Genomic DNA, 25,058 nt, shown 5'->3' with positions numbered 1-25,058 from the left:
TCACTTGGCCTCGGTCGTGCGTTCGGCGATCGCTACCGCCAGTGCATCATTGGTCATCGTGACCGTCACCGTCCGGTCGGCCGGGACCAGCCAGCGGTAATTCGACAGCAGCGAGCGCACCTGGACTTCGAGCGCGGCGTCGCTGCCTTCCAGAATGCCGATGACCCGTTCAGTCGCGTCGCGGATGAAGCGCAGCCGCTGGGTCTGCGGTGTATCGGCGTCGCAGTCGGTATCCGGATCGAATGCCGCACGACGGGTCAGATCGATGACATCGCCGGCGACCAGCTCGGCACCACGGCGAATGAAGATCGCCAGATCATCGATACGGCAGGACATGTCATGGTCCGGCGCGAACGCCACATCCGCCTCACAGAGCACCTCGGCGAAGGAACCGCCACGATGAAGCATCACGGACATTTCCAGCCCCTCGACATAGCCGTGATCGACATCGGCGGGAGCGCCGGTGTTCTCATCGACCGTGAAGGTGCAGCCGTCCTGGGTGACGTAGAACGCGATCGCCCCGACCCGGGCCAGCTCGTCATACCAGCGATATCCGGCGAAGGCCGTTTCCTCGTTCACCAGTTGACCGCCGAAAGGCGAGTGACGGGCGATCGCGAGCGCGGCGGGCTGGGCGATCAGGCTATCGATCTCGGGCATGACGACCATCGCAGGATCGGTGATGCGACTGCCGCTCGCATAGTTCTCGTCGTGATCGGCGTGCAGCGGGAGCCAGCCGTTCAGATACGGTTCTGCCTCGGGCATTTCGATGCCGAGCGCCTGGGCCTGCGACCAGTTGTCGAAGGCGAGCCGATGCAAGGGCTGCGCCGCGATCGTGCGGAAGATGGCTGCCGTGACTGCGCTGCGCAGGTCGCCCAGCGCGTCATTCTGCACGGCCTCCTTGCGGGCCGGCAGGACCAGCTGGATCGCCAAGCAGTCGAGGATATCGACCCGGGCATTCCAGAGGTGGCCGCGCCCGACCTCGCCGATAGTCGGCAGGCTGCACGCTATGGTCACGCCGTGGAAGTTCAGTCGCGGATTGCCGCTGACCTTCAGCTCCTCGCGGTAGATGCCGATCCGACAGCCGTTCCAGTCCTCGATGCGAACCGCGCCATCAAGCCAGCCGCTACGCGCGACCGGTTCGCCATTGAAGGTGACCGGCAGCGGATAATGACATGCCACCTGCCGAACGGCTTCTTCGAGCCCGTCGGACCATTCGTGCGGTATCCGTACCGTGATGGCGGTGCCGCAGACGATGGGATCGTTCGAGATCGCGATCGACCGACTGCTTGCCCAGGCACCGGCCGGAATGTGCGCCATCCACCCCTGCCGTTCTGGCTGTGACCACGACCGGATGATGACGTCGCGCCCGGCAAGGCTGAACACGCCCATGCCGGCAGGATCCTCGCGCGTTTGCGTTTCCTCAGACCATCCCGATCGGCCAAGCGTTACGACCGCGGCCGGGTCGGCGATACCGCTGCCATCATCGACGACGTGGAGCAGCTGATCGGCGGGATGTCCTGCCGTCGTGATTACGATGTTCGTCGCACCAGCCCTGCGGGCGTTCTGCAACAGTTCACTTAGCACGTCGTGTGCCGACCCGTTGAACAGTTGCCCAACCTTGGCGATGGTCTCGGGCGCGACGCTGGTGGCGATGGTGGCGGGGAGCATGGGCAGGACCTTTCGGACGTGCGCGGGGCCTTTCCCCGCACCTGCCTGTCCCCTCCCCCTCCCTCCTTGCGCCTTGGGGCCTATCTGGTCGCTTCAGACCTGATGCGGGGCGCGCCAGGTCCCCTTTCGTCCAGACATGAGCGCTGGCACGATCATACCGGTCAAGCGATGATGGTCAGGACGTCACCAAAGCGGACCGTATCGAGGAGCACGCCATTGGCATCGTTGATCTCGATCCGATTGCTGGAACAGATGCATTGGCCATTACGGATATGGCTCACGATCAATTCCCGGGCACCGACGATTGCTTCCTGCTTTGCATGTTCAAGGCTTGGCCGGTCGATCCCTTCCTCATCATAGGCATCGACGTGGGCAAACACGTGTAGATGAAACCGTGACATCTCCTAACTCCTTCCCGGCCAACTCTACGACCCGCCCGGTGTCGGGATACATAATGGGTTAAGGTATTGTAATATAATCGAATTTTGTTGGCGTCACTCTCGGTGTCGGCTTTCGTCGGAGGCGAAGACGGACCAGAGGTGAGCCTCGGCATCGATCAGGTGCTCGAAGCACTCGCTGGTGATCGCGACGTCGACGATCCAGCCGTTGCCGTACGCCTGGATGAAGCCGACTTTGTAGACGCGGCCGGCGCTATCCGATGGTGGGATCGTCGCCAGATCATGGCCTTCAGCCGCGAGGCTCGACACATCGCGGCCGGTGACGCGCCAATCATCGAACCGGGCTGCCTCGTCAGAAGCCGTCAAATAATCGCGAGTGGCGATGGTCCAGGCCGCGTTGACGTGGTCGAGGTCGAGGCCAAGCGCAGTGGCATCGCCGTTACCGACGATCGCAGGGTCGCGTGTCGCCTGCCACGACGCCAGCATGACCATGTTGGCGTCGAGGAAGTCGTGCCACGCGCACACCCCTGCCTCCACGGTCCGGTTGCGGATACGCATCTTACGCCATTCGGCCGGGTCGAGCTGCTGCGCCAATCGATGGGCAAAGTCACAGTCTAGCTCTGCGACGTGACCAAGGATTGCTGCTGCGATAAGGAAGAAATTCCTGCTTTATAGAATTTTATCAAGGTGTTATAATCGAATCGATAGGCCCACATATTGAGCACTTAAAAATTTGTTGACCGAAGGAATGAGATAAACAACACTCATCAAACCAATACAAACCGAAGAGGTGTGATATTAAGCAGGTGAAGAATCTTGCCTTTATTATTGCCAATTTGGCACTAACTTGTGGTGCCCCCGCATACGCACAGTCCGGATGTGGACCTTGCGAGCTCACTTATCAACGTGAGCGGTATGCATGTGCTAGCTACCCTAACAATAACTATCCTGCTAATTGCTATCAGCAGGCTGAGATTAACTTTGCTCGATGCAAACAAAGCTATGGATGCCCAGGATAAGTAATAAGAATAGGAGGCGACAATGCGTGTGTTAAAAATAGCAGGTTGGGCGTTGTCGCCTTTTATGGCATTTCTATCACAAGATGTGATAGCGGCGCAGTCCGCATATACCTGGGGAAAGCCAGGGGTTTCGCGTACCGATTATGACGCTGATGCTATTGCCTGTAGCCTTCCAACGGCCTTACGTGATGTAAAGCGGGATAGGGAAGCTAAAGTCTACGTACAGGGCTTCGAAGCCTTGGAGCGAGAAAATAATATGCCGCCCATGGCGCGGCCTGCTGATGAAGAGGGAATTGCAGCTCAAGCCAACCGGAATGTGCTATTGAAAAGAATATACGACCCTAGGCGTCAAGTTAATTCTTTACAGAACAAGTTGCAAAAAGAAGTAGAGACATGCTTGATAGGCCGTGGATATAGTATATTTCCACTGTCGAAAGACCAATCTCGGAATTTGAAGAAATTCGTACCCGGATCAGAGGAGCGTCGTGATTTTCTTTATCGCCTTAGCACGAACGCTGGCACCGTGGCATCCTCATCCTTAAATAAGAATAGTCACTAACGCGACCGCATAAATAATGCATCATTACGCATCGAACTAGAATTATTTATAATAATTATCTTATAGATGTCAAATTTGCCCCACAGCATATATGCATCTTACCATTTAAAATGGCCAATCTGCTAGCCAGTTATTGCTCGTTCCGACAGATCAGTGTCGTCCCAAGCGGTGACCCCTGGCCATGGCATAAGCTTATCAAGTCTATTGACGGGATGACCTTGCTCGATGCAGTTGAAGACGTTGGCAAGCCACTCCTGCGGGTTGACCGCGTTCAGCCAGCAGATCTCCAACAGCGTATACATGGCCGTGACACGCTCACTGCCACAGTCGGCATCGCAAAAGTCCAGTTTCGTCTGCCGAGAGCAACGGCATGTAGCGCATTCTCAGCTGGGTTGTTGCCGATCTCCAGCTGGCTATCGGTCTTGTAGGCAACGAGGCGGGCTTTAGTTTCACCGCATAGCGCAGCGCCGCTGCCACCGGCACACGCGCCGAAATCTTGGCGAGGACACCATTGGCCTAAGCGAAGAAGTCCAGCAGATACAGCCGCGACAGTTTGCGCATCCTACGTGAATCTGAATGCGGGGTCCGGTCAGGCGTCATGTGAGGCTCGATCTCGTATCGCTCGCGGATGATCGCCATCCCCTTACGGTCGACCGAGGCTTAGCCTACGACTCCAAACATTTTTTCACCGGTTCCCACCTTGTTTAAACCGGCAAAACCGAGCGCCTTGTCATCGGCCTCGGTCATCACGGTCAGGGTGCGAATGTCAGCCATCATAGTCTCCTCTGGGATGAAGTTGGGAAAGGGGGTGGCGTCGGCGTCAGCCGCGCCCGTCCATCAGCCGGGTCGCGCCACCAAAGGTGCGCAGGGCAGCCGCCATCTCGCGGCGGATGTTCGTCTTGTTGGAGACGATGATCTCCGGCACGAGCGGCTCGCCGGCCGAGGTGGCGTAGCCATGTGCGGGCTCGCCGCCTTCAGCCTCGATCCGGATCAGGTGACCACGCCGCGGCGCGGGTCCGACATAGCGGGCGGTGAACTCGCTGAGCTTGCCGGTCAGGCCCTTGATCGCCTTACCCCAGCGGATGTGGCCGGCACCGATGTTGCCCGCCCCGCCGTAGCCGCGGTCGAGCCAGCAGCGCAGATGGGCACGCTGTTGCAGCAGCGAGTTTTGCGTCCGCTCCATGTTCGCGCATAGCGGCAGCGCACCGGCAAAGGCGTCGACGATACGGAGATAGTCTCCCTGCACCGCGATCAGGACGTCATCGATCTCGACGCCGGCAAGGATGGCGCGAAGCGCATCGCCGTGGCGAGGGTCGGCGATGATCTCATCGGCGCGGGCTGCGGCGATCGGCACCGACGTCTTGACCGGGCAGTCGCTCACAACAAAGCCGGCATGGCGGTCGATCGTGACGATCGTCATTGCCTCAGTACCCGCGCGGGCGCGAACCTCGCCGGTCAGATGAAGACCGGTCACCCGCATCAGCCCCGGCGTCACCTCCTCGATGGTGGCGTCCGAAACAATCAGCAGCCGGCGCGACCACCGGGTCGGGCGGGCATGGTCGCTTGGCTTGGGCCAGCTGCTCGGCGCCGGGCGGGCGATTGGCTGCGCTGAAGCAATCGGCCGCTGATTGTCACGCCGCAAGGCAACAAGGTTGCTACGGCGGGCAGCGTCGAAAAGGTCGGACTGGTCACCGCCACCATCGGCGAAGCCGCGATCATAGGCGGCACGCTTCTCGGCCTTGCGCTTCGACCCGTCGACGAAAAAACGATGCTCGCAGCCGGCGTCAGCGGCAGTCCAGCCGCTGGCATAGGCGACGGCGATATCCCAGTCATAGCCATGCTCGTCACGGCCTCGCAGGATCGCGACCTCGTTATCGGAGATCGTGCCGTCCACGATGTGGGATTCTGTGAAGGCGAAGTTGCGCGCCTGCCGCTCGGCTTCCGTCCTGGCGCTGATCGCGTCGTTCAGAGGCTTCATCTCGGCTAGCCGTTCGCCACAACGCGCCATCCGGTCCTCCAGCGACGCACCGGGAGGCAGGTCGGGATACGTCCGCCAGATGCGGGCAAGCTCGGTTGCATGTTCAACCGATCGGCCCCGGTTTAGCCAGCAGCGCATGTCGGCGGAGTCGAACTTCTCCGGGGATACAGCCTCGGCAGGCCCGAATGGCTGTGCAGGCGGGAGCGATCCCGCCGGGATGGTCCCGGCGGGTTGCGATGTCATCATCAGCATGGGTTCGATCCTTCAGGAGAAGGCGAGCGGTGCCGGCATCGCCAGCCATTCCGGCTCGGTGTGCGCGATCGGCTTGTCGAAGCGTGTCGCCTCGTCCTCGCTGAACACCGTCGCCAGTCCGAGCCGGCCGAAGCCGTGATCGTTGTTCCAGAAGCTCAGGCCGTGTTCCTGGTCGGCAAGCGCCAGCACGAAGCCGTCCACCGCCTCATCGGGGTCGGCGATCGTGCGGGTGATCACGCGATCAAGGATATCGCGGGTGTTATGGTAGTCGATGCCGGCCGCGGTGATGACGACGCAGCCGCCCCCGAACTCGCCGACGCGAAGACGATCCATGCCGTGCGCCCATTCGAATGCGCAGGGCAGCGCCGACTTGCAGGCGGTAAAGATCAGGCGGGCGATCACCTCGATCTCGACCTGCTCTCCACTGAAGGTGACCGAGCACAGGCCTTCGGTGCCGGGCTCCTCGATGTCGATGTCGCAGCCGAGGCTGGGATGGGCAGGATCATCGATCAGATCGAGGAAGCTGCCGAAGGCGTTCGGCCCCTTGGCCGGAAACACCTCGCCGAAACGCACGCCGAGCGCATCGAACGAGAGCTTCAGATCCTCGTCGTCGCTGACGGTATCGAGGATACCGATCGCCTTCACGGCGAGGCTGAGCATCGTCGCATCCGCCGGCGACATGAGGATGCAGAAGGCGGCTTTGGTGTAGCTGTTAGACACGGGCGTTCTCCGGTCACGCCGGGGTTAAGCCGGCGCGCCATGCTTGTGGGGCTTGGGCTGGATCAGGCGGCGGTGAGGCGCTGACGCGCGGCTTCGGCCTGTTCCGGGAAAGCAGCGGCGAGGTTGCCGTGCAGGATGGCAAAGTCGGCGACCGGGAAGGTCCCGTCCGGGCCTGGCCGCGTCGTCAGCAATGCGCCGATCACCAGTTCGGCATGTTCGGCGCGTTCGATCGTGGCGACCTTGCCGGCATAGCCGACGGGCGGCGTGAACCCTGCCTCGATCCAGGAACCGAGACCTTCCTCCACGGCCTGGGCATAGGCTGCGACCGCCTCGCTGTCCTCGTCCTCCACCCGCAGGGCGAGCGTGCGATAGCAGCCGAAGTCGTGGCGGTTGTTGTGGACGATCAGCTTGCACCCTTCGGGGGGCATGCCGTGGCGGGCGATGATCGCCAGCTTATAGGTCATCACCTCGAGCGTATTGGCCACGTCGAAGTCGATGGTCTGCCCGAGCTGGGCGCATTCCTCATTGGCAGGCGCGCCGCCAAGATCGAAGATGTGGGACATGGGGTTTCTCCGTCGATCCACCGTGGATCAACAACCCCATCTCCCTCCCCTCCATTGCCCTTGCGGGCGCTTCAGGACCGCTTGAGGAAGGGCCGGGCTGCGATTTGGGCCGGACCGTCGGGCGTGGCCACGGTCTTCAGGCGATCGGTCTCCAGCGTCGCACCAAGCGTGTCAGGCAGGTCGGCATAGGTCTTGGCAATGGCGATCGCCTCTGCGGCGGTTTTCAGTTCATCGATATCGGTGCCGGCCCACCGCAGCATCTTGCTCTCTCCGGCCTTGGTCGGATGCGGCTTGCTCACTTGCACGAAGAACGTCCGAAGTGGCCGATCCCAGCCGATCGCAACGTTAGTGCCGGCCCTGCCGGCGAAGGTATGACGGCTCATTGTTTGATCCCCCAATCAGTCAGGCTGCCAGTGTGATCCATTCAGCGTGCCACGGGCGCGGATACGGCGCAAAGCGCATCACTCCGGGCAGCGGCGCATTATCGCGGGTCTGGCGGTCGATCAGCCAGTCGATGTAGCGACCGGCCGCGGCCCAGTCGTCTTCGAGCAGCTCATCCAGCATCGACGCCTGCCGCGCCTGGCTCTCGCTCAGCAACGACCAGTCAAGCATGTCGAGGAAGCGCTCTCGCCGGTCCATGTAGCGCGACAGGTGGGCGGCGTCGCCCCTTGCGACGCCGAGCGCGTGTTGGATGTCCATCGGAGCCCTCCTTCAGGCGGCAAGCTGGGTGGGGAGGTCATTCGGCCGGCCGGGACGGCTGAGGCCAAGGTCGCGGCACAGCCGGTCGGCGAAGCGGTCGGGCTTCAGCAGGTCGCGGATCGAGGCGAAGCGGTTTTGCTGTTCGAGACCGCCCGACACCGCCCGGTAGGATACCTCACGACCTTCGTGACGCGCGCCGATCTGCAGCATGACGGCGAGGTCGGCTGCGGCGAGCAGGATGTAGCCAGACTGGTCGACCGTGCCGGTGACCGCGCGGACCTCATAGGATTCGGTCGCTAGGCCAAGCGCACTGGCGAGCAGCAGCATGGCGCGCTTGCCGTCCTCGTGAAAACGGGCCTTGGCAGCGGCGTCATATTCGACACCGCGGATCGCCAGCGCCAGCAAGGTCGGGAAGCGCTTCAGTTCCTCGACCCGGCGGGTGCAGGCGGCGCGGAGCACGCCTTCATCGGCGCGGTTGGCCGAGACGGTGGCCATATGCCGGGTCAGCAGCGTCACGGCAGGATCGCTTTCCGGGCTGACGCCGGCGTTGCGGCAATCCTCCACCGCCTTCTCGATCGCGTGCAGGGTCGCGGTGACGGTGGTCAGGGCGCTCGGGTCCAGCGCTTGTTGGTGGCGGAAAGGCACATCGTAAATCATCGACGCATGCTCCGAAATGAGGACCGCGCGCTTCTCTTGCGCACACCCCTCACCCCCCTCTTTTCTCCGCAACACCGGCATCGCGCTCGTATCGTCAGCCCCTCAGGGCTGGGCTCCTGGGCATGCCTCGGGGACAAGATATTGCCGGTTTTTGGAAACATCTTTCCGGCCGTCAGGCGGCCTCGCGCTCCTCGGCATATAGGTCCGCTGCCCATGTCTCGATCCAGCTGGCGGTGATCTCGTCGTGTGACAGGTCGCCGGAGGCGATCAGGTCACGGACCTCGGCACGCGCGCGGGCAATGGCGCGCTCCCATGGGTCATCGCTGGGGGTCGGTAACGGCATCGGTGCTGTCGCGGGGGCGTGGCACGGCGGTTCAAGCAGCCGGTCGAGCTGGACGATCGTCCAACGCTCCATGTGATCTGCAGCGAAGGCGTCGGTCTTCGACCTCCCCGTTCGGTGCGCTTCGCGGCGTGCGGCCGTGCCCCATGCCTGTGAATCGATCGACGCGACGCGCCCGGCGAACGGTAGCAGCCATGGCAGTGCGGAGCCCTTCACTCCGAACAGGTGCGCGCGGACGCCGATCGGCAGGACGCGATCGAGGTAGCTGACGACAGCGATCAGACCTTCGGGTCCATGTATGTCACGCCGGCACATGCTGCCGACACCGACGACGGTCCCGGGCAGCATCGACAGGTGGAGAGCCTCGGCGCAGCGGCTGTAGTCCTCCGGCGTCCGGCCTTGCAGGACCGGCATCAGCCGCTCGATGATGCCGAGGTCAGCGGCGCGTTCCCGGCACTCGCGATTGGTCGCGACCGTGCGGCTGATGCGATCCAGGACCTCGTCGCGGTCGCCTGCGATCTGATGCTCGCAGCAATAATCGGCTGCGGCGATGCGCCGGAACGGATAGCTGGCCGCCAGCGCCATGTAGTCGGCGATCGACCATGGGAAACCGCCATAGCGACTAGCCAGAACATAGCCGGCACTATCAAGATCGAGGCTGCGCAGTCCTGTGGTATTGGCAAGTTGCCCGTGCCGCCAACCCTCCCAGCTGCGCCAACCGGCCCGGTCGCGCCATTTCGAGAGGCAGTTGGCTGATATCAGCATTGGTTGCTGCATCAGCTTGGCGCGGGCGAGGATCGGGCCGTTGTTCAGGTGCGGCAACCCGACGACGATCTCGATCGTCACGACAGTAGCTCGACACCCAGCGCCGCGAAGGTGTTCACGGGTTGGCCAGAGTCGTAGCGAGCGGCATCGCAGAGACCTTTGAAGTCCGGCCCATCATATTGGGTGAAGCCAAGGTGGTCGCAGCCGATGATGCGTTGGCCATAGACGCCGACCTTCCCGGGCGGCACCCAATCGGCCCAATCGCCAGAGGCGGAGCGCACGCCGATCTCGCCGATCGCCGCCTCGATGCTCGCGACCTTCTTCAGGACGTAGCTGTCGCTGGGGGTGATGACCTGGCCGGTGAAGCTGCCGTAGCGTTCCGGTCGCCAGTGTCGCGCGGTCTGGTGGGCGAGTCCGCGCTCGAACTCGAAGTGCTGGTCCTTCAGCGCGGCGAACTCCGCTTCGAAGCCAAGGATCACCAGCGTCCAGTCGACGTGCTCCTCGTAGTAGATGCTGTCGAGGCGCAGCGCCTCCGGCATCGCGGCCTGACGCTCGTCGGACAGGACGAAGCCGCCATGGGAACGGGTCTTCACCGACCAGATGCCGGGCAGGCGCTGGGTGGCCATTTCGGGCGTGTCCCAAATCGTATGCACGGGTGCAGGCGTGGAGGCGAAAGCGGGCATGGTCTTCTCCTTGAGCGATGCCCCTCCCTGCCCTCTCCCCTCTCCTTGGGCTTCAGCTGCCCCGGCGATCTCGGGAGCGGCTTTCGCAGGAAAGGCGTTCGCCGCGACGCCATTTGGCGGGATCGATGAAATAGCCGGCATGGACGCCGGCGTGCTTGGCCTCGGCGCGTTCATAGGCGGCGACATAGCGGTGGGCGCGAGCCGGATCGTCCTTCAGGTAGCTGGTCGCCGGGACGGCAAGGCCCGCAGCGATCATGTTCTCGCCAAGGTCTTGGCCCTGGATCTCGACGGTCCCGATCGGGCGACCGTAGCTCTGCTTGCCGGTGAGGCGGATCGTGCTGCTCCCGGCCTTCAGCAGCTTTGATGCATGGTCCTGCGCCGCCTTGCCGCACGGCCAGCAGCCATCGGTGGTGCGGCACAATTGCTTTTTTTCGAAGGCATCTGCACCCAGAAGCCTGACGTCGAAGGACACGGTATCGCCGTCAATCGCGCGGCCATCGGCGCGGATGACCGACTGGTCTTCGGCCTGGGAGGCTACACCCCCGCAGGCGGCAACGGCGAGAGCAAGGGCGACGATCATGCGCATGCGCGGGTATCCTGATTGATGGTGGTCGCTTCGACGATCCGCCATGGTTGCAACGGATCGTCGGTGGCGACGATCGCGGTGTCGATCCCGTCGCGGCGCATCCAGCGCGCGACGCGGACCGCGTTGGAATGGCTGTACAGCACCCGGCGCAGCGGTGAGAGGGGAGTGTCGTCTGGCATGGTCAATTCCATCATGCTGCTATTGGGGAAGCGGTAGGCGCAGCGAAGACGGTGCGGTGGACCTTCGTCTCGGGCACGACGGTCCAGGACATGTCGCGGAAGCCGGTGATCCGGTATCGCCCACGCCCTTCGGCGTTACGGAAGGTGATCTTCTCACCGATCTTCACGACGATGAACTCGGTGCCGCTGTGACCGTCACCGAATGAGATCGGTCGCGGAAACCGGAGCCGCATGCCGTTCTCGACCTTGCGGCCGTGCATACGCAACCGCACCAGGCAACGGCGCCGCCAGTTCAGGGCATGCTCCTTGGCGGTGGCCGAGAGGAGGCGAAGGATTCGGGCGGGGCAGCCGTCGTCGCATGGCCCCTCTGACTCGGCATTATCCTTGTAGGCAAAGACGTAGCCGTCCTTCGCCTTCGGGTTCCAGCGCACCTGACATACCATCGCCGTGACGTATTGGGGTTCCCCATTCCCGATGATTTCAACCGCGGCATACCAGACGCGGTTTCCGACGAACGCGCTGTCGATAACGCGCATGCCGCGCGTGCCGCCACCATCCAGCGTATTGTTGAAGGTGAATTGGTCGTCGAGATAAGCCTTGGGGTTTGCATGGCCGGCCATGCCGGCGCTGGTCATCGAAAGCCAACCCATGTCGTGTTCTCCGGTGAAGGTGGGTCATGCGGCAAGCCGCGCCTGAGGGGCATCGGCTGCAGCGGTTGAAAAGGCGCGCAAATATGAGAAAGCCTGTTCGGCCTTGCTCGCAGCGAGGAAGATCGCGGTCTTGTCCGCTTTCAGCACTTGTAGCCAACTCGCCAAGTAACTAGCATGACTGTCGTGTAGTTCGGTCGGCAAACCGAGATCACCGCAAATCATCGCTGCGCCAAGCTCGGCAACCAGCTCTTCCATGGCATAATCCTTGTCACCAAACTTCTTGCCAAAAGTGCGGTCTAGCCGGGTGCGGTGACCGGACCAGTGGGTGGTTTCGTGCGCTAAAATCGATGTGTGGCCGTCGGCCGACTTGAAGGTGCCAAGCCGTGGCATCTGGATATAGTCGAAGGTCAGGTCGAAGAAGGCGGCACTGCCGCCATGCCGAACCTTGGACGGGATCGCGTCGAAGAACTCATCGATGCGGTCCTGCCGATCGGACAGTAGTCGCGGTGTCGGCGCGATTGCTTCCGGATAGTAATAATCCGGCAGGCCGGATATTTCGTCGGCGTTGAAGACCTCATAGGAGCGCAGAAAGCGGATCATTCGGTCGGCGGACATGCCGAGCAAGTTGGGCACGCCGGCCTTGCGGAAGGTGTTGGCATAGACCGAGTAGGACGGTCGGGCGTCCGGACGGACCTCCCCGCCGAGTTCACGCGCCTGGCGTGCGGTCATCCAGTAGCGGCTGCGAAAGCCATGGGTGTCGCCGATCGCCCACAGCCACAGCGCATTTATTCCCGTGTATTCGATTCCTTCATGGCGGAGCGGGCGGCCGCCCTCGCCGATCAGCGACCACGGCCGCTGCCAGGGCGTAGTGCCGGCTTCAAGTTTGGCGATGATGGTGGCGGTGATATCGGCCGCGATATCGCGGGTTGCAGCGGGCATGGCGCTGTCCTTTTGGGCGGTATGAAAAGACACTGCCGGCGCCGCGTCGTCGCGGGCCGGCAGTGAGGTTGCTCAGAGGGGAAGCGGGTCCGCCCTATTCGGCCGCAACCATCTCGGGTTCGACCGCGTCGTCGTTGTCGTGCTGCACCTCGGCGACCACGTCGGTGCCGTCCTGTCCATCGACCGCGCCGCCATCTTCGTGACCGTCGCCGATCAGGGCAGCGAGGTCGTCACCGCCGGCGTCGACGTCCGTCGCCTCGGCATCGGTCTCGTCGCCGTCGCCGTCGCCGTCGCCGTCGATCAGGTCGGCAACGTCACCTTGTGCGTCATCGCCCTCATCGGCATCGGCCGCGATTGGCTTGTCGGTGAAGCACATCGCCCCCGGCAGCCACTTCAGCGCCACCTCCGTGATCGCCGGCTCGACGATCGCGTCACCGCCGAACAGCTTCTCGCACGTCTCCGAGATGACCGGCTTCTTTTCGGTGGCATGCCGGCTCGACAGCGCCGGTCCGCCAACCTCATGGAGGAGCGAGATCAACGACTTCTTGGAGACGCGGTCGAAGAAGTTCTCCGAGGTCGGCCGCCACCAGCTGGCAACGTCGATGTCCAGGATGGTGGCGAGGCGGCCGTGCATCGGGTTGAGCTCGTTGGTGCTGTAGGAGATCTTGGCCTCCAACGAAGTGGCGACGATGTACGCCAGCCATGCCGTCTTGACCTCGTCGTCGAGCGCCCGGAAGGCCTCGAACCGCACGACCTGATGGTCGGACGCGCGCCACGACGCATCCAGCCCCTCATGCACCTCGGTGAGGTAATCGCGCGCGCGCGCCTTGGGCATGTTGGTGAACAGGATCGGGTCCTGCGGCCGGTTCGCCCGGATCGTCGTGCCGACGTTCGCCGAGGTGCCGGAGCGCTCGTCGATCATCGCGAAAAGCAGATAGTCGAGCGCCAACCCCGGCGCCCCGATCAGCGCCGCTCCCAGCACGTCACGGCGCTGCATCGCGAGCTGGTCACTAAGGACCTGGCTGAGCGCCTTGCCACCCGGCGCGGCGTTGTCAGGCTCAACGACCTTGTCGCTGCCGCCCTTGGTCGGCGTCGGGGTGCCCTCCTCAATTCGGAAGGTAGGTGCCTGAATACCGCGATCGGCGACGTCATTGGCATCGCCCTGGCCTTCGCCATCGCCGTCACCCTGTCCGCCCTCGACATCGCCCTCGACCGCATCGGGCTCGACCACCGTCACCGTGATCGGCGTCTCGCTATAGTAGCTCTCGGTCAGGACCATGGTGCCGTTCTGGGCCAGCGTCAGGAACGCCCCGACCTTTGAGACCAGTTCGGGCGGCATGAACACCGGCCGGTTGTCCAGCGCCTCGAGTTCGGCCGCCAGGGCGTCGTTCTCGGTTTCCATCGCGGTGAACACGTCGTCGGCGAGTTCCTCGTTCTGCATCTCGTCATGCAGTACGGCCATGCGCTGCTCGATCTGCTCAGCGCGCTCGGCTTCTTCCAGCGTCATCGGCTGCTCAGGCAGGTTGATCTTGTAGAGGCCGCGCGTCGCGTCCCAGATGCTGTGCGTCGCGATCGGCCGGATCCAGGCAAGCCCACGTTCCTCACCGATCCGGGTGGCCTCGGCTTCCATCAGCGCAGCCGCGAGGGTGCGGGCGATCTCGGGATTCCGCCACTTCTCGCGGGCATCGCTGAACAGGTCGCGATCGATGACGCCGCCAGCGGCCTCGTAAGCCTCGGCGCCGACCAGGAGCGCGATCGGATCATCAGCGCGCATCATGTCGTTGGCGATGATGCGGCGGATCGAGTCCGCGGTATAGTTGCTGTACGAGCCATAAGTCGTCCAGGCGCTCAGCTGCGCCTCATGGCTGGCGGTCGACGCATAGGCCTTGGCCATGTCGAGGGTGATCTTGTTCTCGGCCAGCGCGGTGAAGATCGGCTCGGCGAGGTCGGCGAGGCGCAGACGGCCGTCGATGAAGCGGCGGGTCACCCCGAAGCGCTTGGCGACCGCGTCGATGTCGGTGCTGCCAGCGAGGAAGTGCTGGAAGGCGCGGCATTCCTCGGTCGGGCTGAGCTTCAGGTGGTGGAAGCTGACCGCCAGCGAGGTCTCGGTCAGTTCGGCGTTGTCGCCCTTCAGGACGCGCACCGGCACGTCATACTGCTCGGGATCGATCAAACCACGCTCGACCAGCATGTTGAGCGCCCGCAAGCGCCGGCCGCCATCGAACACCTCGAACATGCCACGCGAGCGGGCAACCGGCGTCACAAGCAAGTTCTGCAGGACGCCGCGCGCCTCGAGGTCGGCTGCGAACGGCTCGATCAGCAAGGCCGCGTCGGGGGCGGTGCGGACGTTGCTGGCGGAGAGGCGCAGTTTCGCGAGCTTCACGGACTGGATCATGGGAAATCACCCTTCTTATCTGAGCATCCGACCAATTTTCGGACACCCATCCCCTTCCCCCTTCTCTCCTTGTCATTTCAGGGGTCCCGGAATTGTTCGGATGTTCTGTCGCTCCAGTATTGTCGGCGAAGCAAAGCGGGCTATCTTCGCGTGGCCGGCGGACGGCAGACTCTGATGTGCGGACCACAGATGACCACCGAAACTGACACGATCGAATTCGCCACCGAACTGACCATCGCGTGGTTGAGCAATCCCAACACCCGGACATCTGCTGATGACGTGCCGGCGTTTCTACAGTCGATGCACAATGCGGTCGCTGCTCTCGGTGGCGACGTAGACGCGGCCCCGGCCGATGCTGCCTCGGTAGAGTACACCCCGGCAGTAACGGCGCGAAAGTCGCTTGCGAGCAAAGATCACATCATCAGCATGATCGATGGCAAGCCGTACAAGACCTTGCGTCGGCATCTGACATCCAATGGCTTGACCCCGGAGGAGTACCGCGAGCGCTACGGCCTCAAGAAGGACTACCCGATGGTCGCTGCGAGCTACAGCGAGAACCGACGGGAAATGGCCAAGAAAATCGGTCTTGGTCGTAGGCCCGGTCAGTCAGAGAATGCCGAAGCAGAGGCCACCACGCCCGCCGAGCCCGATACGGCCGCAGAGCCCAGTGCGCCTGCTGAGCAGGCCGCACCGAAGCCGCGTCGCAAGTTGAAGGTGGCGACGCCGACCGACGCGGAGTGATGCCGGGGATGGTCGACACGGGCCTACGAAGCACCGGCGTCGACCATCTTCACCTGTGGCAGGGCCCGTATTCGCTCATCGACCTTTCAGGAGCCGCTCCAGGACGATCTGCGCCTCGGCTGCCGGTACGAAAATGCGCGTCTTGTAAGCGATGATCTCGGAGAAGCAGCCGATCGACTTCAGCCATGCGTGTTGCGGCTGCGGGGCATCGACGATCTCGACCCGCTGTTTTCCATTCACGATCGCCCGCCGGATCGTCATCGGGAAGGGGCGGACCACGTCGACGGCGCGCCCGGACAGCACCGAACTGGCAATGGCGTCGATCGGCAGGTCGTCGGTCTTGGCGATGCCGAGCTTGGTGTAGAGCTGGACGACGTGCTTGTCGAAGACCAGGCGGCCGAGCCACGAGTTGCCGTGTTGATCCGCGATGCGGTTCACCGCGAGATGATCGGAGGGCAGCGCCGACCAGATCGGCAGCAGCAGACCGGTCGCGAGCCGGATCGTCTCGGTATCGACCTGATCCGCCGCCTCGGTGACCTCCGCCGTCCATTTGGCGATGAAGGTCGCCTCGTCGACGACGTCCCATGCGCTTTCCATCAGGTCAGCTGCGTGCATGTACTCGCGCCGGCAGGGACGCTGCAGTTCGATGCGCGCGATCGGCTGACCCTCGTTGTCCATCCAGGACGGTGCCTTGCTCCTGAGCGCCACCCGGCCGGAGCGGGCATTGACGACGAAGGCGGCGTCACGCTGCCATGTCGCCATGTTGAGGATGCGCTCCAGCGAGATCGGATTGCGGCGCCGGGCGATCTCGATCGTCAGCAGATGCGACGTCGCGCCGGAAAGCGGATCGGTCCGCAGCAACGTGTCGTCGATCACCGTGGCGGTATCGGCGATGATCGTCTCGACCCCGACATCAAGGGTGCCGGCCTCGCGCGCCGCGGCGACGCGGGTTTCAACCAGTGCCAGGAACTCGTCGAAGATCAGGTTCTGAATGCCGATCGGCAGCGCCAGCAAACGGTTCAGCCACCGCTGGATGGGCGGTAGGTCCTCTTTCAGGACGCCGTCGTTATCGTACAGCTCGAGGCCGGTGCGCGAGCAGAAGTCCTCCATCGTCGTACTGGTCAGCTTGCCGGCGTCGAGCAGCGCGAACCAGGTCAGAAGCGCGTCCTTGGCGTATTCGCTTTCGAGGTTGTCGGCTGGGTCGAACAGGTTCTGCCCGCCGGTCTGGCGCTGGCCGCGGGTGAGGGCACCCAGGCTGTCGAGGCGCCGCGCGATCGTCGAGGTGAAGCGCAGCTCGCCTTTGCAGTCGGTGGTCACCGGCCGGAACAGCGGTGTCGACGCCTGATGGGTACGGTGGGTGCGCCCCAAGCCCTGGATCGCGCGATCGGCGCGCCAGCCCGGCTCCAACAGGAAGTGGACGCGCTGCTGCTGGTTCTTGGCATCAAGGCTGGCATGGTAGGAACGCCCGGTGCCGCCCGCGTCGGAGAACACCAGCACCCGCTTGGTCCCGGCCATGAACGCCGCGGCTTCGACCTGACTGGAACGGCCCGATCGCGTCTCGATCTTCTGGCGTCCGTCGGAGGTCGGCACCAGACGCCGCGAGCGCCCGGTTACCTCGGCGACCATGTCGGTGCCGAAATGCTCGATCAGCGCGTCGAGCGCCGATTTGATCGGTGGCAGCGCGCAGATGTGTTCGAGCAGCTGGTCGCGGGCGGCGATGGCGTCGGGATTGTGGACCGGGTTACCGTCGAGGTCGCTCATCGGCGCCGAGCGCGGGGTGCCGGTGTCGTCGGTGTAGGTCTTCATCTGCCGGGTCGGGAAGGCCCGCATCAGGTAGTCAGCAACATACTCGACAGGCGATAGCTCGATTTCTGGATCAGCGCGCTCTTCTGCCGACATCTGCGACAGGCGGCGATCGAGGATCGCTTCGGCGGTGGTGACCAGCTGCAGCACCACCGACTGGTCGGCCTTCAGATGCTGTTCGACCGCGGCAATGACGGTGGGCAGCTTCATCGAGAGGAGGACCTGGCCAAAGAAGCGCTGCTTGGTCGACTCCAGTCGCGACCGCGCCGACGCCTTGGCGCCGCTATTGAGCGTCTCGTGCTTCAGGCCGTCGACGACGCCGGTCAGTTCGAGCGCGGCTTCCATATTTTGGTGGATGACCGACCACGCATTGGCATAGGTGTCGTAGATCTCGATCTGGGCAGGCGTCAGCGCGTGGCGCAGCACGTCGTACTCGACGCCAGCGAAGCTGAGCGCGCGCGAGGTATACAGCCCCAGTGCCTTGAGGTCGCGGGCGACCAGCTCCATCGCGGCGATGCCACCTTTGCGGATCTCGGCGATGAATGCTTCTCGGTCGGCAAAGGCGGTTTCCGGACCCCACAGGCCAAGCCGCACCGCATAGGCGAGGTTGTTGACGTCGGACGCGCCGGTCGCGGAGGCGTAAAGCACGCGCGCGCCAGGCAGATTGTTCTGGAGGAGGACGCCGCAGATGCCCTGCTGCGACCCTTCCTTCTTGCCCATCGCGCCTTCACCGCCAGCGACGCCGCCCATCTCGTGGGCTTCGTCAAAGGCGATGACCCCGTCGAAGTCGGTGTCGGCCCAGGCGAGGATCTGCTGCAGCCGGCTGTTGTCCGAGCGCATCGAGCGCAGCATCGGATAGGTCACGAACAGAACGCCCTCCGTCAGCCGGATCGGCTCGTCGATCTTCCAGTTCGAGAGCGGCTGCACGTCGCCGATCATGCCGCCAAGCGCGGTCCAGTCACGCCGCGCGTCTTCGAGCAGCGGCTCGTTCTTCGACACCCAGATGTGCCGTCGCCGGCCCTGCATCCATTGATCGAGGATGCAGGCGGCAACCTGCCGGCCCTTGCCGGCGCCGGTGCCGTCGCCGAGGAAGAAGCCCTTGCGATAGCGGCTGCCCGCCTCGTCGAAGCTCAGGCCAACGCCATTCTCGGCCGGCTTGAAGGTGCCCGGCAGCAACTGGCTCCAGGCGTGGCCGGCATAGACCACCGTCTCCAGCTGCGACGACGACAGCATCCGCTCGGCAACGGTGCGTTCCGGCAGGTGCGCGATATGGGTCGGGATCGGTGCCGGGATCGAGCCCATTGCCACGGATTCGACCAGTGCGGTCGGATGGTCGCCGGCGGTGTCGAAGACGATCCGGCTCGGCCGGTAGGGCAGGTAGCAGCCGATCTGATCGGCGAGCGGTGCCGGCGTCGGCAGTGTCCGGTAACCGACTGGCAGCACGTTGTTGCGGATCGGTGCGTGATAGGTACGGGCGACCGTCGCCTTGGCCTGGCGCACCGCGCCGAACAGGCTGGGCTTGCTCACCGGCAGCGTCGCTATCGTGGTTTCACCCACCAGCGCGGCGCGCGGGGGCACGGTCACGGCATCAATGAACTCCGCGACCGAGCTGCGCTGGATGACGACATGGCTTGTCCCGCTGGCGACCTTGTCGATGACGTAGAGCCGCACCGCGATATCGGTGCCGTGCTTGCGGTAGCAGTGTTCCAGCCGGAGCGAGGTCCGCACCGTGCAGCCGGTCAGCACCGCCTCATAGGCCGCCTTCAGCCGGGCGGAGGCTGCGAACCAGTCGGGCATAACTGCCACCACCCGGCCACCCTTGGCGACGCGCCGGATCGCTGCCTGCAGATGGCGAAGCGCGGCTAGGTCGTCTTCGCCGCGGCCGATGCTGCGCGAGAATGGCGGATTCATCACCACCACCGTCGGCTTGGGCAGGCGGGCGTGCAGGCTGACCAGCGCCGCGCCGTCGTGGCCGGTGACCACCGCGTCCGGGAAGATGCCAGCGAGGCGTTCACGGCGCTTGGCGTCGATCTCGTTCAACTGCAGGCTCGCGCACGCCGGCGCCTGGACGATCAGGAGGCCGTTGCCGGCGCTGGGCTCGAGGACGATGTCGTCCGGACCGATCGCCGCCATTAGCACTGCGATCGCCGCGATGTCGACCGGGGTCGAGAATTGCTGGAGGTTGATCTGCTCCTCGCTGCGCACCGTCTGGGTCGGCAGCAGTTGCATGAAAGACGATGCCGCATGGACGTCGGCGAGGTTCGCGATCTGATACGGCCGCGCCGCCAGGTGCAGGGCGATGGCGTGTTCGAGCATCTCGAAGCTGTCGCGCTGCGTCCAGCGGCCGTCGGCGTCCGACCCGCCGAACGCTACAGTCATCGCCTCGTTGAGGTCGCGGCGCGCGATCGGCGTACCCGCTGCCAGCAACCCGGCAATTTCTGCCGCAGCGGCGAGGTCAGTGACGGGCGGGAGATCGAGTAGGTCGAACATGGCAGGGCTCCTTGGTGCTGGCTGCCAATCCGACAGCTCACCGCCCCCTTCCCCCTCCCCTCTCTTTGGCCTCGAGTGCCCCGGCCCAGTCCTTGTGGCCCACGGGGAAGTCGACCTGGATCACCCTGTTGTCGCCTGCGTAGCGGGCAATGCTCCGCGATACCGCCCGGCGTCCGGCCAGGTCGTTGTCGCCGGCGAGGATCAGCTTGGTGACGCTGTCCGGGATGGTGATGATATCGAGCCGGCGCGAGCCGAGCGTTGCCCAGCAAGGCAGGCCCCGGATCTGTGACCATGCCCGCGCCGTCTCGAAGCCCTCAGCGAGCCCAATCGTCGGTCCTAGCCCGCCGCCCCGCCATGCGCCGGTGCCAAGCGTCCCGAGCGTCGCCTTCTGGATGTAGCCACCATCGGGATTGAGGAAGATGCGCTGGAAGGCGACCAGGCGCTGACCTTCACGTACCCCGACCAGCAGCGCCGGCTTGAACACCGTCGTCGGTTTGGGACCAAGCGGGCAGCGCGGATGGAAGCGGACATCCGTCGGCGCCGGCAGCAGGCACCGCGATGCCAGATAGCGCTCCGCGAGGTTGCCGGACACGCTGCCCGCCTCGTTCCATAGCCGATGGATATTGGCGGTGCCGGTCGCCTGGGCCGGGGCTGGTGGTTCATAGCGACGCCCGAGCGGGATACGATCGAGTTCGCGCAGGATGTCGCTGGCGTTGCACCCGGCAAAGCAGGTCACCAGCAGCCCGCGGTCACCCTGCCGGATCGACAGGCTCGGTGTACCATCGGCATGGGCGGGGCATCGGCACGTCGCAGTGTTGCCGTGCCAGGTGCCGCCAAGCGCGCCGACCAGGTCGACCATGTGCTGGGATGGTCGGTTGGCGATGAGGGTCATGGCTCATACCCTCAGCGCGTACCGGCAGGGATGCCGGCGATGGTGTAGAAGGTCCGTGCAGGGTCGAAGTAGGCGGCAATTGCCTCGGCTGCCGCATCTGCATCCGTTGGCAGATCCCGCCCGGTTTTCTGCGTAACGTAAGCCGCAAGCGCCTTATGCGCGGATGCCTCGTCGGCATGGAAGTCGAGGACATCCTTGGCACCGTGATCCCTGATGAAGAGGACGAACTTGTTCATGACTAATGGCCTCTTACTGAGGGCTGCCTTCACCGGCCCGCCCTGGGATTGAAGGGTTGAGGCCGTTCATCACGACCCTTCTCTCACCCTCCCTCTCCACTCCGGTTTTGATGGGCCAACGGCCGTCCCGGTCGTTTACCGACTGCTAAAAGGTGCCTGCTATCGTCATGGGGAACTAGAACCATTGTGCGCCGGTTTTCAGCACTGCGTCTTAATTTGAGGTGACGATGAACCAGTTCTCGCAAATTGAGATTGCCAACTGGATCGCCATCTATCTGGCTGCGGGCATGTGCTGCGCGATCGCCATGGTCCTCTCCGTCAGCGTTACGTTACATGGCCTGTGGCAGGACCGAGCATGGCAAGACGTTCGCAGCGTCCGTGGGGCAGTTCTATTCCTGCCAAAGGCGTGGTGGAGATGGCAGAAGTTGTATCTACTATCTACGCCTGTAACGCTTATTATTGTAAGTTATTTTGCTGCCACGATGACATGGAGTTGATCGCTTAGATATCGAGTGTCCACAGAATTTTGCGGGTGGCATTACCTTGCTCGACTTCGGATGGATCGAGGGTCACGAGGTCACCGAGCGTTTGCATGCGAGGATGGGTGACCGCCTTCGCCGCTTCATAGTCTTCACTATCGAAGCCCATCGCCTCCACCACCAGCGTCTTCACCTCACCGGTCATCCGCGACCTTGCCTCCAGCATGAAGTCCGGTCGGCAGGGACCATCCGGCGTCATCGTATCGAACAGCGGCTTGCCGATCGCGACGTCGACGCCCTGGACGTGAAGTTCGCGCTGGGCGGCGAGGATGGCGCGCAGGGTCTGGCGTTCGAAGTCGGATTCGACCGGTACGAACATCCGGCCGTTGTGGATCGGCTGGGCATAGGCGCGCAGGGGCGCATAGCCACGCGCCTCCGGATACTCGCCGGCGACGACCAGGACGATGAAGGGGCCAGCGATGCGGTTTCCCCGGATCGAGGGTGACTGGACCCGGGTGGCGATCCGGATCGGGTCACCGTCGGGGACATGTATCTCATTGCCTTTGATCGTCTTGGCGTAGAGCGCCACGAAGCCCTGCGGCGCATGGGTCTTCGGCCATCTCGGGGCCAGCACGCGCAGCGTGCCATAGACCACGTTGGTCTCGAGCGGTCGCGCATGTGTCCAGAAGGCGCGGGCCAGCTCGATGCCGGGTGCGATCTCGATCTTGGCAGCCGCACGACCGAGCGCAGCAAATTCCTCTTTGATCGACCATTCCTGACCGAACATGAGCGGCGCGATCTGATTGCAGCCGGCGTTGTCGAGCAGCCGCCAGAGCAGGCGGGCCAGCCGCGGCGTCGAGGCATTGCGGGTGCGATCATCCTGGGCATCGTCCTCGGGACGCTGCGCAAGCTTCTCCGGCGCCGGCCGCAGCACCTCGAAGAACCCCGCAGGCGGATCGGTCGGCGTGTTGCGCGTCCGGACCTCGGTGAGGCGGTTGGTGGCCTGATCGCGGAAGAACGGGCAGTCGGGACGATGCTCGGGACGCTTGGTGCTGGTCAGCCGACGGAGGTAATAGGTTTCGGCCTCGGAGAGGTAAGCCGGCGTCAGGATTGGGGGTGCCTCGTCGGTGCCAAGGCAGTCACAGGCGATCCAGCGCTCGCCGATCCGGGCATTCTGGACCAGCGTCACCCCGGCCTGTTCGTCGTGATACGAGCCCTCGCCGACGTACCAGCGCACCAGCGCCTCGCGCAAAGGTGGCGGTAGCCGGATCCGGTCCCGGCTGTTTCCATCGGTATCGCGGTGGATCAACCACATGTTCGAGTGACCTTGAGGCGCTGATTTGAGCCAGTTTCGGCAGGTCCGGTGGCATTGACAAGCGCAAACTTCCGGACCTCAACTCTTGGATATCACGCCGTCTGGGGGTTTTCCGTGCGTTATCCAGTTGCTGTTGTTGGCCTTTGCGCCGGTCTTATCATCAGCTCGCATGCGCTTGCCGCGCCGAAACGTGGCCTCGTCCGCAAGGTGCAGCTCATCTCCATGACGGGCACCCCTCCGGTCGAGGAAGAGGCAGTAGCGCCAGACAGTGCAGAGCCGCTGGCGGCGGTCGATGCCCCGCCCCTGCCGGCGTCCTTCGCGGTCCATGATCTCAGTCGCCGGTATGTGCAGTTTCGCATGCAGCAGGAGATGGCGGCAGCGGTAGCTTCGCCGGCTGCGACCGCCAGCGAGCCAGCGATCGTCGCGGCGTTCTCCTCGATCCCGGTCCCGGGTTGGCTGCGTGGCGGCATCGGCCCCATTCAGCAGGTGCCCTTCAAACCCGGCTGCGCGCCGCTGGCGTATCAGCCGTCGGGTTTCCTTGGTCGCGGTGCGGAGGCACGCCGGGCAGCCTATTACGGGATGATGAATGCGGTCGCCTGCGAGCACGGCATCCCCACGGGTCTGTTCGACGCGATGATTATCCGGGAAAGCGGTTACAACCCAAGCGCTACCTCTCGGGCGAACGCCTATGGTCTCGCACAATTGATGCCGGGCACCGCGATCGGCCTTGGCGTCGACCGATACGATCCCGTGGAGAATCTGCGTGGCGGCGCCCGATATCTCCGGCAGCAGCTAGACCGCTTTGGCCAAGTCCACTTGGCACTGGCGGCTTACAACGCAGGACCGAGCCGTGTTCGTGGTGGCGTGGTTCCGCGGATCACCGAAACGCAGGCCTACGTATCAAACATCATCGCCAATTGGTCGAGGCTAACGGCTCCTGCCGAATCCCTCTCATCGATATATAATCGACCGATTGGATACAAGAGGATCGCCGCCATGCAGCACTTTTAGGCGGTGAGCACCTTTTGCTTGGGCCTCATGCGAACCGCTGTGTTGACCAATTTGCGTCTACGTCCAAGAGCATCGGTTCTCTCACCTGAAACGACCTCAACAAGACTCAAGTCGTACTCAGGCAACCGGTTTTCCGCCTCGATACTCTTCAGGATTTGCTTGAGTCGTTTCACGGGACCCATCGAGCCAATCTTATGGTGAAGTTCCTCGATAGCTATATCGATCGGTCCAGCTTCACAGTAACAATGCGCGATCTCGTACAACCGCCGTTCGATCGCGCCTAAGCGGAAATAATCGTGGTGGTAATGGTAAATCCGCTGGTCCCGCTGAATAGCACGGTACAGCCAGTTGCACGGACGAACGCGGACGTATCGAAGGGCTTCGTCTCCGTTCGTCATCTTCTCGTACCGGACCTGTGCTTCTGACAGCCAAGAGAACCAACCTCTATCGATTACGGAACCAGTTTCGATATTAGTCTTGATTTGCGTGCCCTGGAGACGTTCCAATGCTTCAGCAAAACGCCGATAATCGCGGACCGAGGGCCGCTCCACGCCGGTTATGCGGAAGAAATCATGAGCGGCGAATGTCACGTCTTCGTCGGCAACCTGACCATCACTGATCGCCTGCGCGACGAGGGAGGCCACATACAGGAGGATTTCCTTGTCCCACATCGTCGCGACGCCGGTTGCGCTTGGCCGGATTTGGATGGTCACCTGGTCATGCTTGTACTCGATTGGCTCGAGATGCGCATTCTTTGAAAGCACGAAGAACGGGTAATCCATGATGCTCCGCTCGCCGCGGACCTTACCATGAAGCGGGCTGTCCATATCGAACAGTGAAATCTGCCGCGCTTCCGCAGGTGATTTCGCCATCGTCGATCCCCTTTGCAAACACCCCTTCTTACCACCCCCTCCCCTCAAATCATCCCCGGCCGGACATAGGGTAACTGAAAGCACGAGCTTTTAGGGCCCAACGGCATCTTCTCCCTCGTATTCCTCCGTAGCTCCCCGGGCTCAGGGTGCTAGGCCTCGTGCTTTCAGT

26 protein-coding genes and 1 pseudogene are annotated in these 25,058 nt (G+C 63.4%); 4 read left to right on the top strand and 23 right to left on the bottom strand.

Annotated features, from left to right (window positions below; all coding sequences use genetic code 11):
• The 3 genes from IFT82_RS09300 to IFT82_RS09290 form a co-directional block, all read right to left on the bottom strand.
• A complete protein-coding gene (locus tag IFT82_RS09300; protein ID WP_192126013.1) occupies window positions 1-1,668 on the bottom strand; it encodes an ATP-binding protein in 1,668 nt (555 codons plus the stop codon).
• Between the two features lie 161 nt (window positions 1,669-1,829).
• Window positions 1,830-2,069 (bottom strand): DUF6894 family protein, encoded by a 240-nt coding sequence (locus tag IFT82_RS09295; protein WP_192126012.1) that lies wholly within the window; start codon window positions 2,067-2,069, stop codon window positions 1,830-1,832.
• Between the two features lie 93 nt (window positions 2,070-2,162).
• Window positions 2,163-2,660 (bottom strand): hypothetical protein, encoded by a 498-nt coding sequence (locus IFT82_RS09290; protein ID WP_207105770.1) that lies wholly within the window; start codon window positions 2,658-2,660, stop codon window positions 2,163-2,165.
• 447 nt (window positions 2,661-3,107) lie between these two features.
• Between IFT82_RS09290 and IFT82_RS09285 the strand changes: the two genes are divergently transcribed.
• Entirely contained in the window at window positions 3,108-3,644 is a 537-nt protein-coding gene (locus tag IFT82_RS09285; protein ID WP_192126010.1) for a hypothetical protein, read from the top strand.
• A gap of 122 nt (window positions 3,645-3,766) precedes the next feature.
• Here the strand turns inward: IFT82_RS09285 and IFT82_RS09280 are convergent, their stop codons facing one another.
• From IFT82_RS09280 to IFT82_RS09210, 15 genes and pseudogenes are all read right to left on the bottom strand, one after another.
• Complete coding sequence (locus tag IFT82_RS09280) at window positions 3,767-3,946, bottom strand: transposase domain-containing protein (protein WP_192126009.1); 180 nt, start codon at window positions 3,944-3,946, stop codon at window positions 3,767-3,769.
• Window positions 3,916-4,083, bottom strand: a pseudogene (locus tag IFT82_RS21460) (IS66 family transposase); the annotation flags it as partial. The gene IFT82_RS09280 and the pseudogene IFT82_RS21460, both read right to left, overlap by 31 nt.
• 381 nt (window positions 4,084-4,464) lie before the next feature.
• Window positions 4,465-5,874, bottom strand: a complete 1,410-nt coding sequence (locus tag IFT82_RS09270; RefSeq protein WP_244646618.1) for a hypothetical protein — start codon at window positions 5,872-5,874, stop codon at window positions 4,465-4,467.
• A 12-nt stretch (window positions 5,875-5,886) separates the two neighbouring features.
• Complete coding sequence (locus IFT82_RS09265) at window positions 5,887-6,594, bottom strand: hypothetical protein (RefSeq protein WP_192126008.1); 708 nt, start codon at window positions 6,592-6,594, stop codon at window positions 5,887-5,889.
• Between the two features lie 62 nt (window positions 6,595-6,656).
• Window positions 6,657-7,157: a hypothetical protein gene (locus tag IFT82_RS09260; protein ID WP_192126007.1), complete on the bottom strand. Its 501-nt coding sequence runs from the start codon at window positions 7,155-7,157 to the stop codon at window positions 6,657-6,659.
• A gap of 71 nt (window positions 7,158-7,228) precedes the next feature.
• A complete protein-coding gene (locus IFT82_RS09255; RefSeq protein WP_192126006.1) occupies window positions 7,229-7,540 on the bottom strand; it encodes a hypothetical protein in 312 nt (103 codons plus the stop codon).
• Between the two features lie 19 nt (window positions 7,541-7,559).
• The gene (locus tag IFT82_RS09250; protein WP_192126005.1) at window positions 7,560-7,856 is read right to left on the bottom strand and encodes a hypothetical protein; all 297 of its coding nucleotides are present in this window, start codon (window positions 7,854-7,856) and stop codon (window positions 7,560-7,562) included.
• 12 nt (window positions 7,857-7,868) lie between these two features.
• The gene (locus IFT82_RS09245; protein WP_192126004.1) at window positions 7,869-8,513 is read right to left on the bottom strand and encodes a hypothetical protein; all 645 of its coding nucleotides are present in this window, start codon (window positions 8,511-8,513) and stop codon (window positions 7,869-7,871) included.
• Window positions 8,514-8,685: 172 nt separating this feature from the next.
• Window positions 8,686-9,699 carry a deazapurine DNA modification protein DpdA family protein gene (locus IFT82_RS09240; protein ID WP_192126003.1) on the bottom strand — a complete coding sequence of 338 codons (1,014 nt, stop codon included), beginning with the start codon at window positions 9,697-9,699 and terminating at the stop codon, window positions 8,686-8,688.
• Window positions 9,696-10,301, bottom strand: a complete 606-nt coding sequence (locus IFT82_RS09235) for a DUF7007 domain-containing protein (RefSeq protein WP_192126002.1) — start codon at window positions 10,299-10,301, stop codon at window positions 9,696-9,698. Before IFT82_RS09235 ends, IFT82_RS09240 begins: the two co-directional genes overlap by 4 nt.
• Window positions 10,302-10,353: 52 nt before the next feature.
• Window positions 10,354-10,887 carry a thermonuclease family protein gene (locus tag IFT82_RS09230; RefSeq protein ID WP_192126001.1) on the bottom strand — a complete coding sequence of 178 codons (534 nt, stop codon included), beginning with the start codon at window positions 10,885-10,887 and terminating at the stop codon, window positions 10,354-10,356.
• On the bottom strand, window positions 10,878-11,066 hold the full coding sequence (locus IFT82_RS09225; RefSeq protein ID WP_192126000.1) for a hypothetical protein: 189 nt from the start codon (window positions 11,064-11,066) through the stop codon (window positions 10,878-10,880). The genes IFT82_RS09230 and IFT82_RS09225 overlap by 10 nt, the downstream gene beginning before the upstream one ends.
• 11 nt (window positions 11,067-11,077) lie before the next feature.
• Entirely contained in the window at window positions 11,078-11,701 is a 624-nt protein-coding gene (locus IFT82_RS09220) for a DUF6927 domain-containing protein (RefSeq protein WP_244646617.1), read from the bottom strand.
• A gap of 39 nt (window positions 11,702-11,740) precedes the next feature.
• The gene (locus IFT82_RS09215; RefSeq protein WP_192125998.1) at window positions 11,741-12,655 is read right to left on the bottom strand and encodes an ArdC family protein; all 915 of its coding nucleotides are present in this window, start codon (window positions 12,653-12,655) and stop codon (window positions 11,741-11,743) included.
• A gap of 94 nt (window positions 12,656-12,749) precedes the next feature.
• Window positions 12,750-15,050, bottom strand: a complete 2,301-nt coding sequence (locus IFT82_RS09210; protein WP_192125997.1) for a ParB/RepB/Spo0J family partition protein — start codon at window positions 15,048-15,050, stop codon at window positions 12,750-12,752.
• Window positions 15,051-15,239: 189 nt separating this feature from the next.
• Here IFT82_RS09210 and IFT82_RS09205 point away from each other — a divergent pair, with 189 nt between their 5' ends.
• Window positions 15,240-15,791 carry a MucR family transcriptional regulator gene (locus IFT82_RS09205; RefSeq protein WP_192125996.1) on the top strand — a complete coding sequence of 184 codons (552 nt, stop codon included), beginning with the start codon at window positions 15,240-15,242 and terminating at the stop codon, window positions 15,789-15,791.
• A 75-nt stretch (window positions 15,792-15,866) separates the two neighbouring features.
• On the opposite strand, the gene IFT82_RS09200 is transcribed toward IFT82_RS09205, so the two are convergent.
• The 3 genes from IFT82_RS09200 to IFT82_RS09190 are packed head-to-tail and all read right to left on the bottom strand — an operon-like array spanning window position 15,867 to window position 21,212.
• Complete coding sequence (locus IFT82_RS09200) at window positions 15,867-20,084, bottom strand: strawberry notch-like NTP hydrolase domain-containing protein (RefSeq protein ID WP_192125995.1); 4,218 nt, start codon at window positions 20,082-20,084, stop codon at window positions 15,867-15,869.
• A gap of 37 nt (window positions 20,085-20,121) precedes the next feature.
• A complete protein-coding gene (locus IFT82_RS09195) occupies window positions 20,122-20,976 on the bottom strand; it encodes a DUF7146 domain-containing protein (protein ID WP_192125994.1) in 855 nt (284 codons plus the stop codon).
• 11 nt (window positions 20,977-20,987) lie between these two features.
• Window positions 20,988-21,212, bottom strand: a complete 225-nt coding sequence (locus IFT82_RS09190; RefSeq protein ID WP_192125993.1) for a hypothetical protein — start codon at window positions 21,210-21,212, stop codon at window positions 20,988-20,990.
• 227 nt (window positions 21,213-21,439) lie between these two features.
• Here IFT82_RS09190 and IFT82_RS09185 point away from each other — a divergent pair, with 227 nt between their 5' ends.
• On the top strand, window positions 21,440-21,709 hold the full coding sequence (locus IFT82_RS09185; RefSeq protein WP_192125992.1) for a hypothetical protein: 270 nt from the start codon (window positions 21,440-21,442) through the stop codon (window positions 21,707-21,709).
• Window positions 21,710-21,713: 4 nt separating this feature from the next.
• Here IFT82_RS09185 and IFT82_RS09180 read toward each other — a convergent pair whose 3' ends face one another.
• Complete coding sequence (locus tag IFT82_RS09180; RefSeq protein WP_192125991.1) at window positions 21,714-23,006, bottom strand: hypothetical protein; 1,293 nt, start codon at window positions 23,004-23,006, stop codon at window positions 21,714-21,716.
• 114 nt (window positions 23,007-23,120) lie between these two features.
• Between IFT82_RS09180 and IFT82_RS21320 the strand changes: the two genes are divergently transcribed.
• Complete coding sequence (locus tag IFT82_RS21320; RefSeq protein ID WP_342355080.1) at window positions 23,121-24,017, top strand: lytic transglycosylase domain-containing protein; 897 nt, start codon at window positions 23,121-23,123, stop codon at window positions 24,015-24,017.
• On the opposite strand, the gene IFT82_RS09170 is transcribed toward IFT82_RS21320, so the two are convergent.
• Window positions 24,014-24,889: a replication initiator protein A gene (locus tag IFT82_RS09170; RefSeq protein WP_192125990.1), complete on the bottom strand. Its 876-nt coding sequence runs from the start codon at window positions 24,887-24,889 to the stop codon at window positions 24,014-24,016. The genes IFT82_RS21320 and IFT82_RS09170 overlap by 4 nt on opposite strands.
• Window positions 24,890-25,058 lie beyond the last annotated feature (169 nt).

The sequence above is a fragment of the Sphingomonas sp. CFBP 8760 genome, from assembly GCF_014841615.1.
GTDB lineage: Bacteria > Pseudomonadota > Alphaproteobacteria > Sphingomonadales > Sphingomonadaceae > Sphingomonas.
Note: the sequence above shows the minus strand (reverse complement) of the source record. Positions and strands in the feature narration are given on the sequence as shown.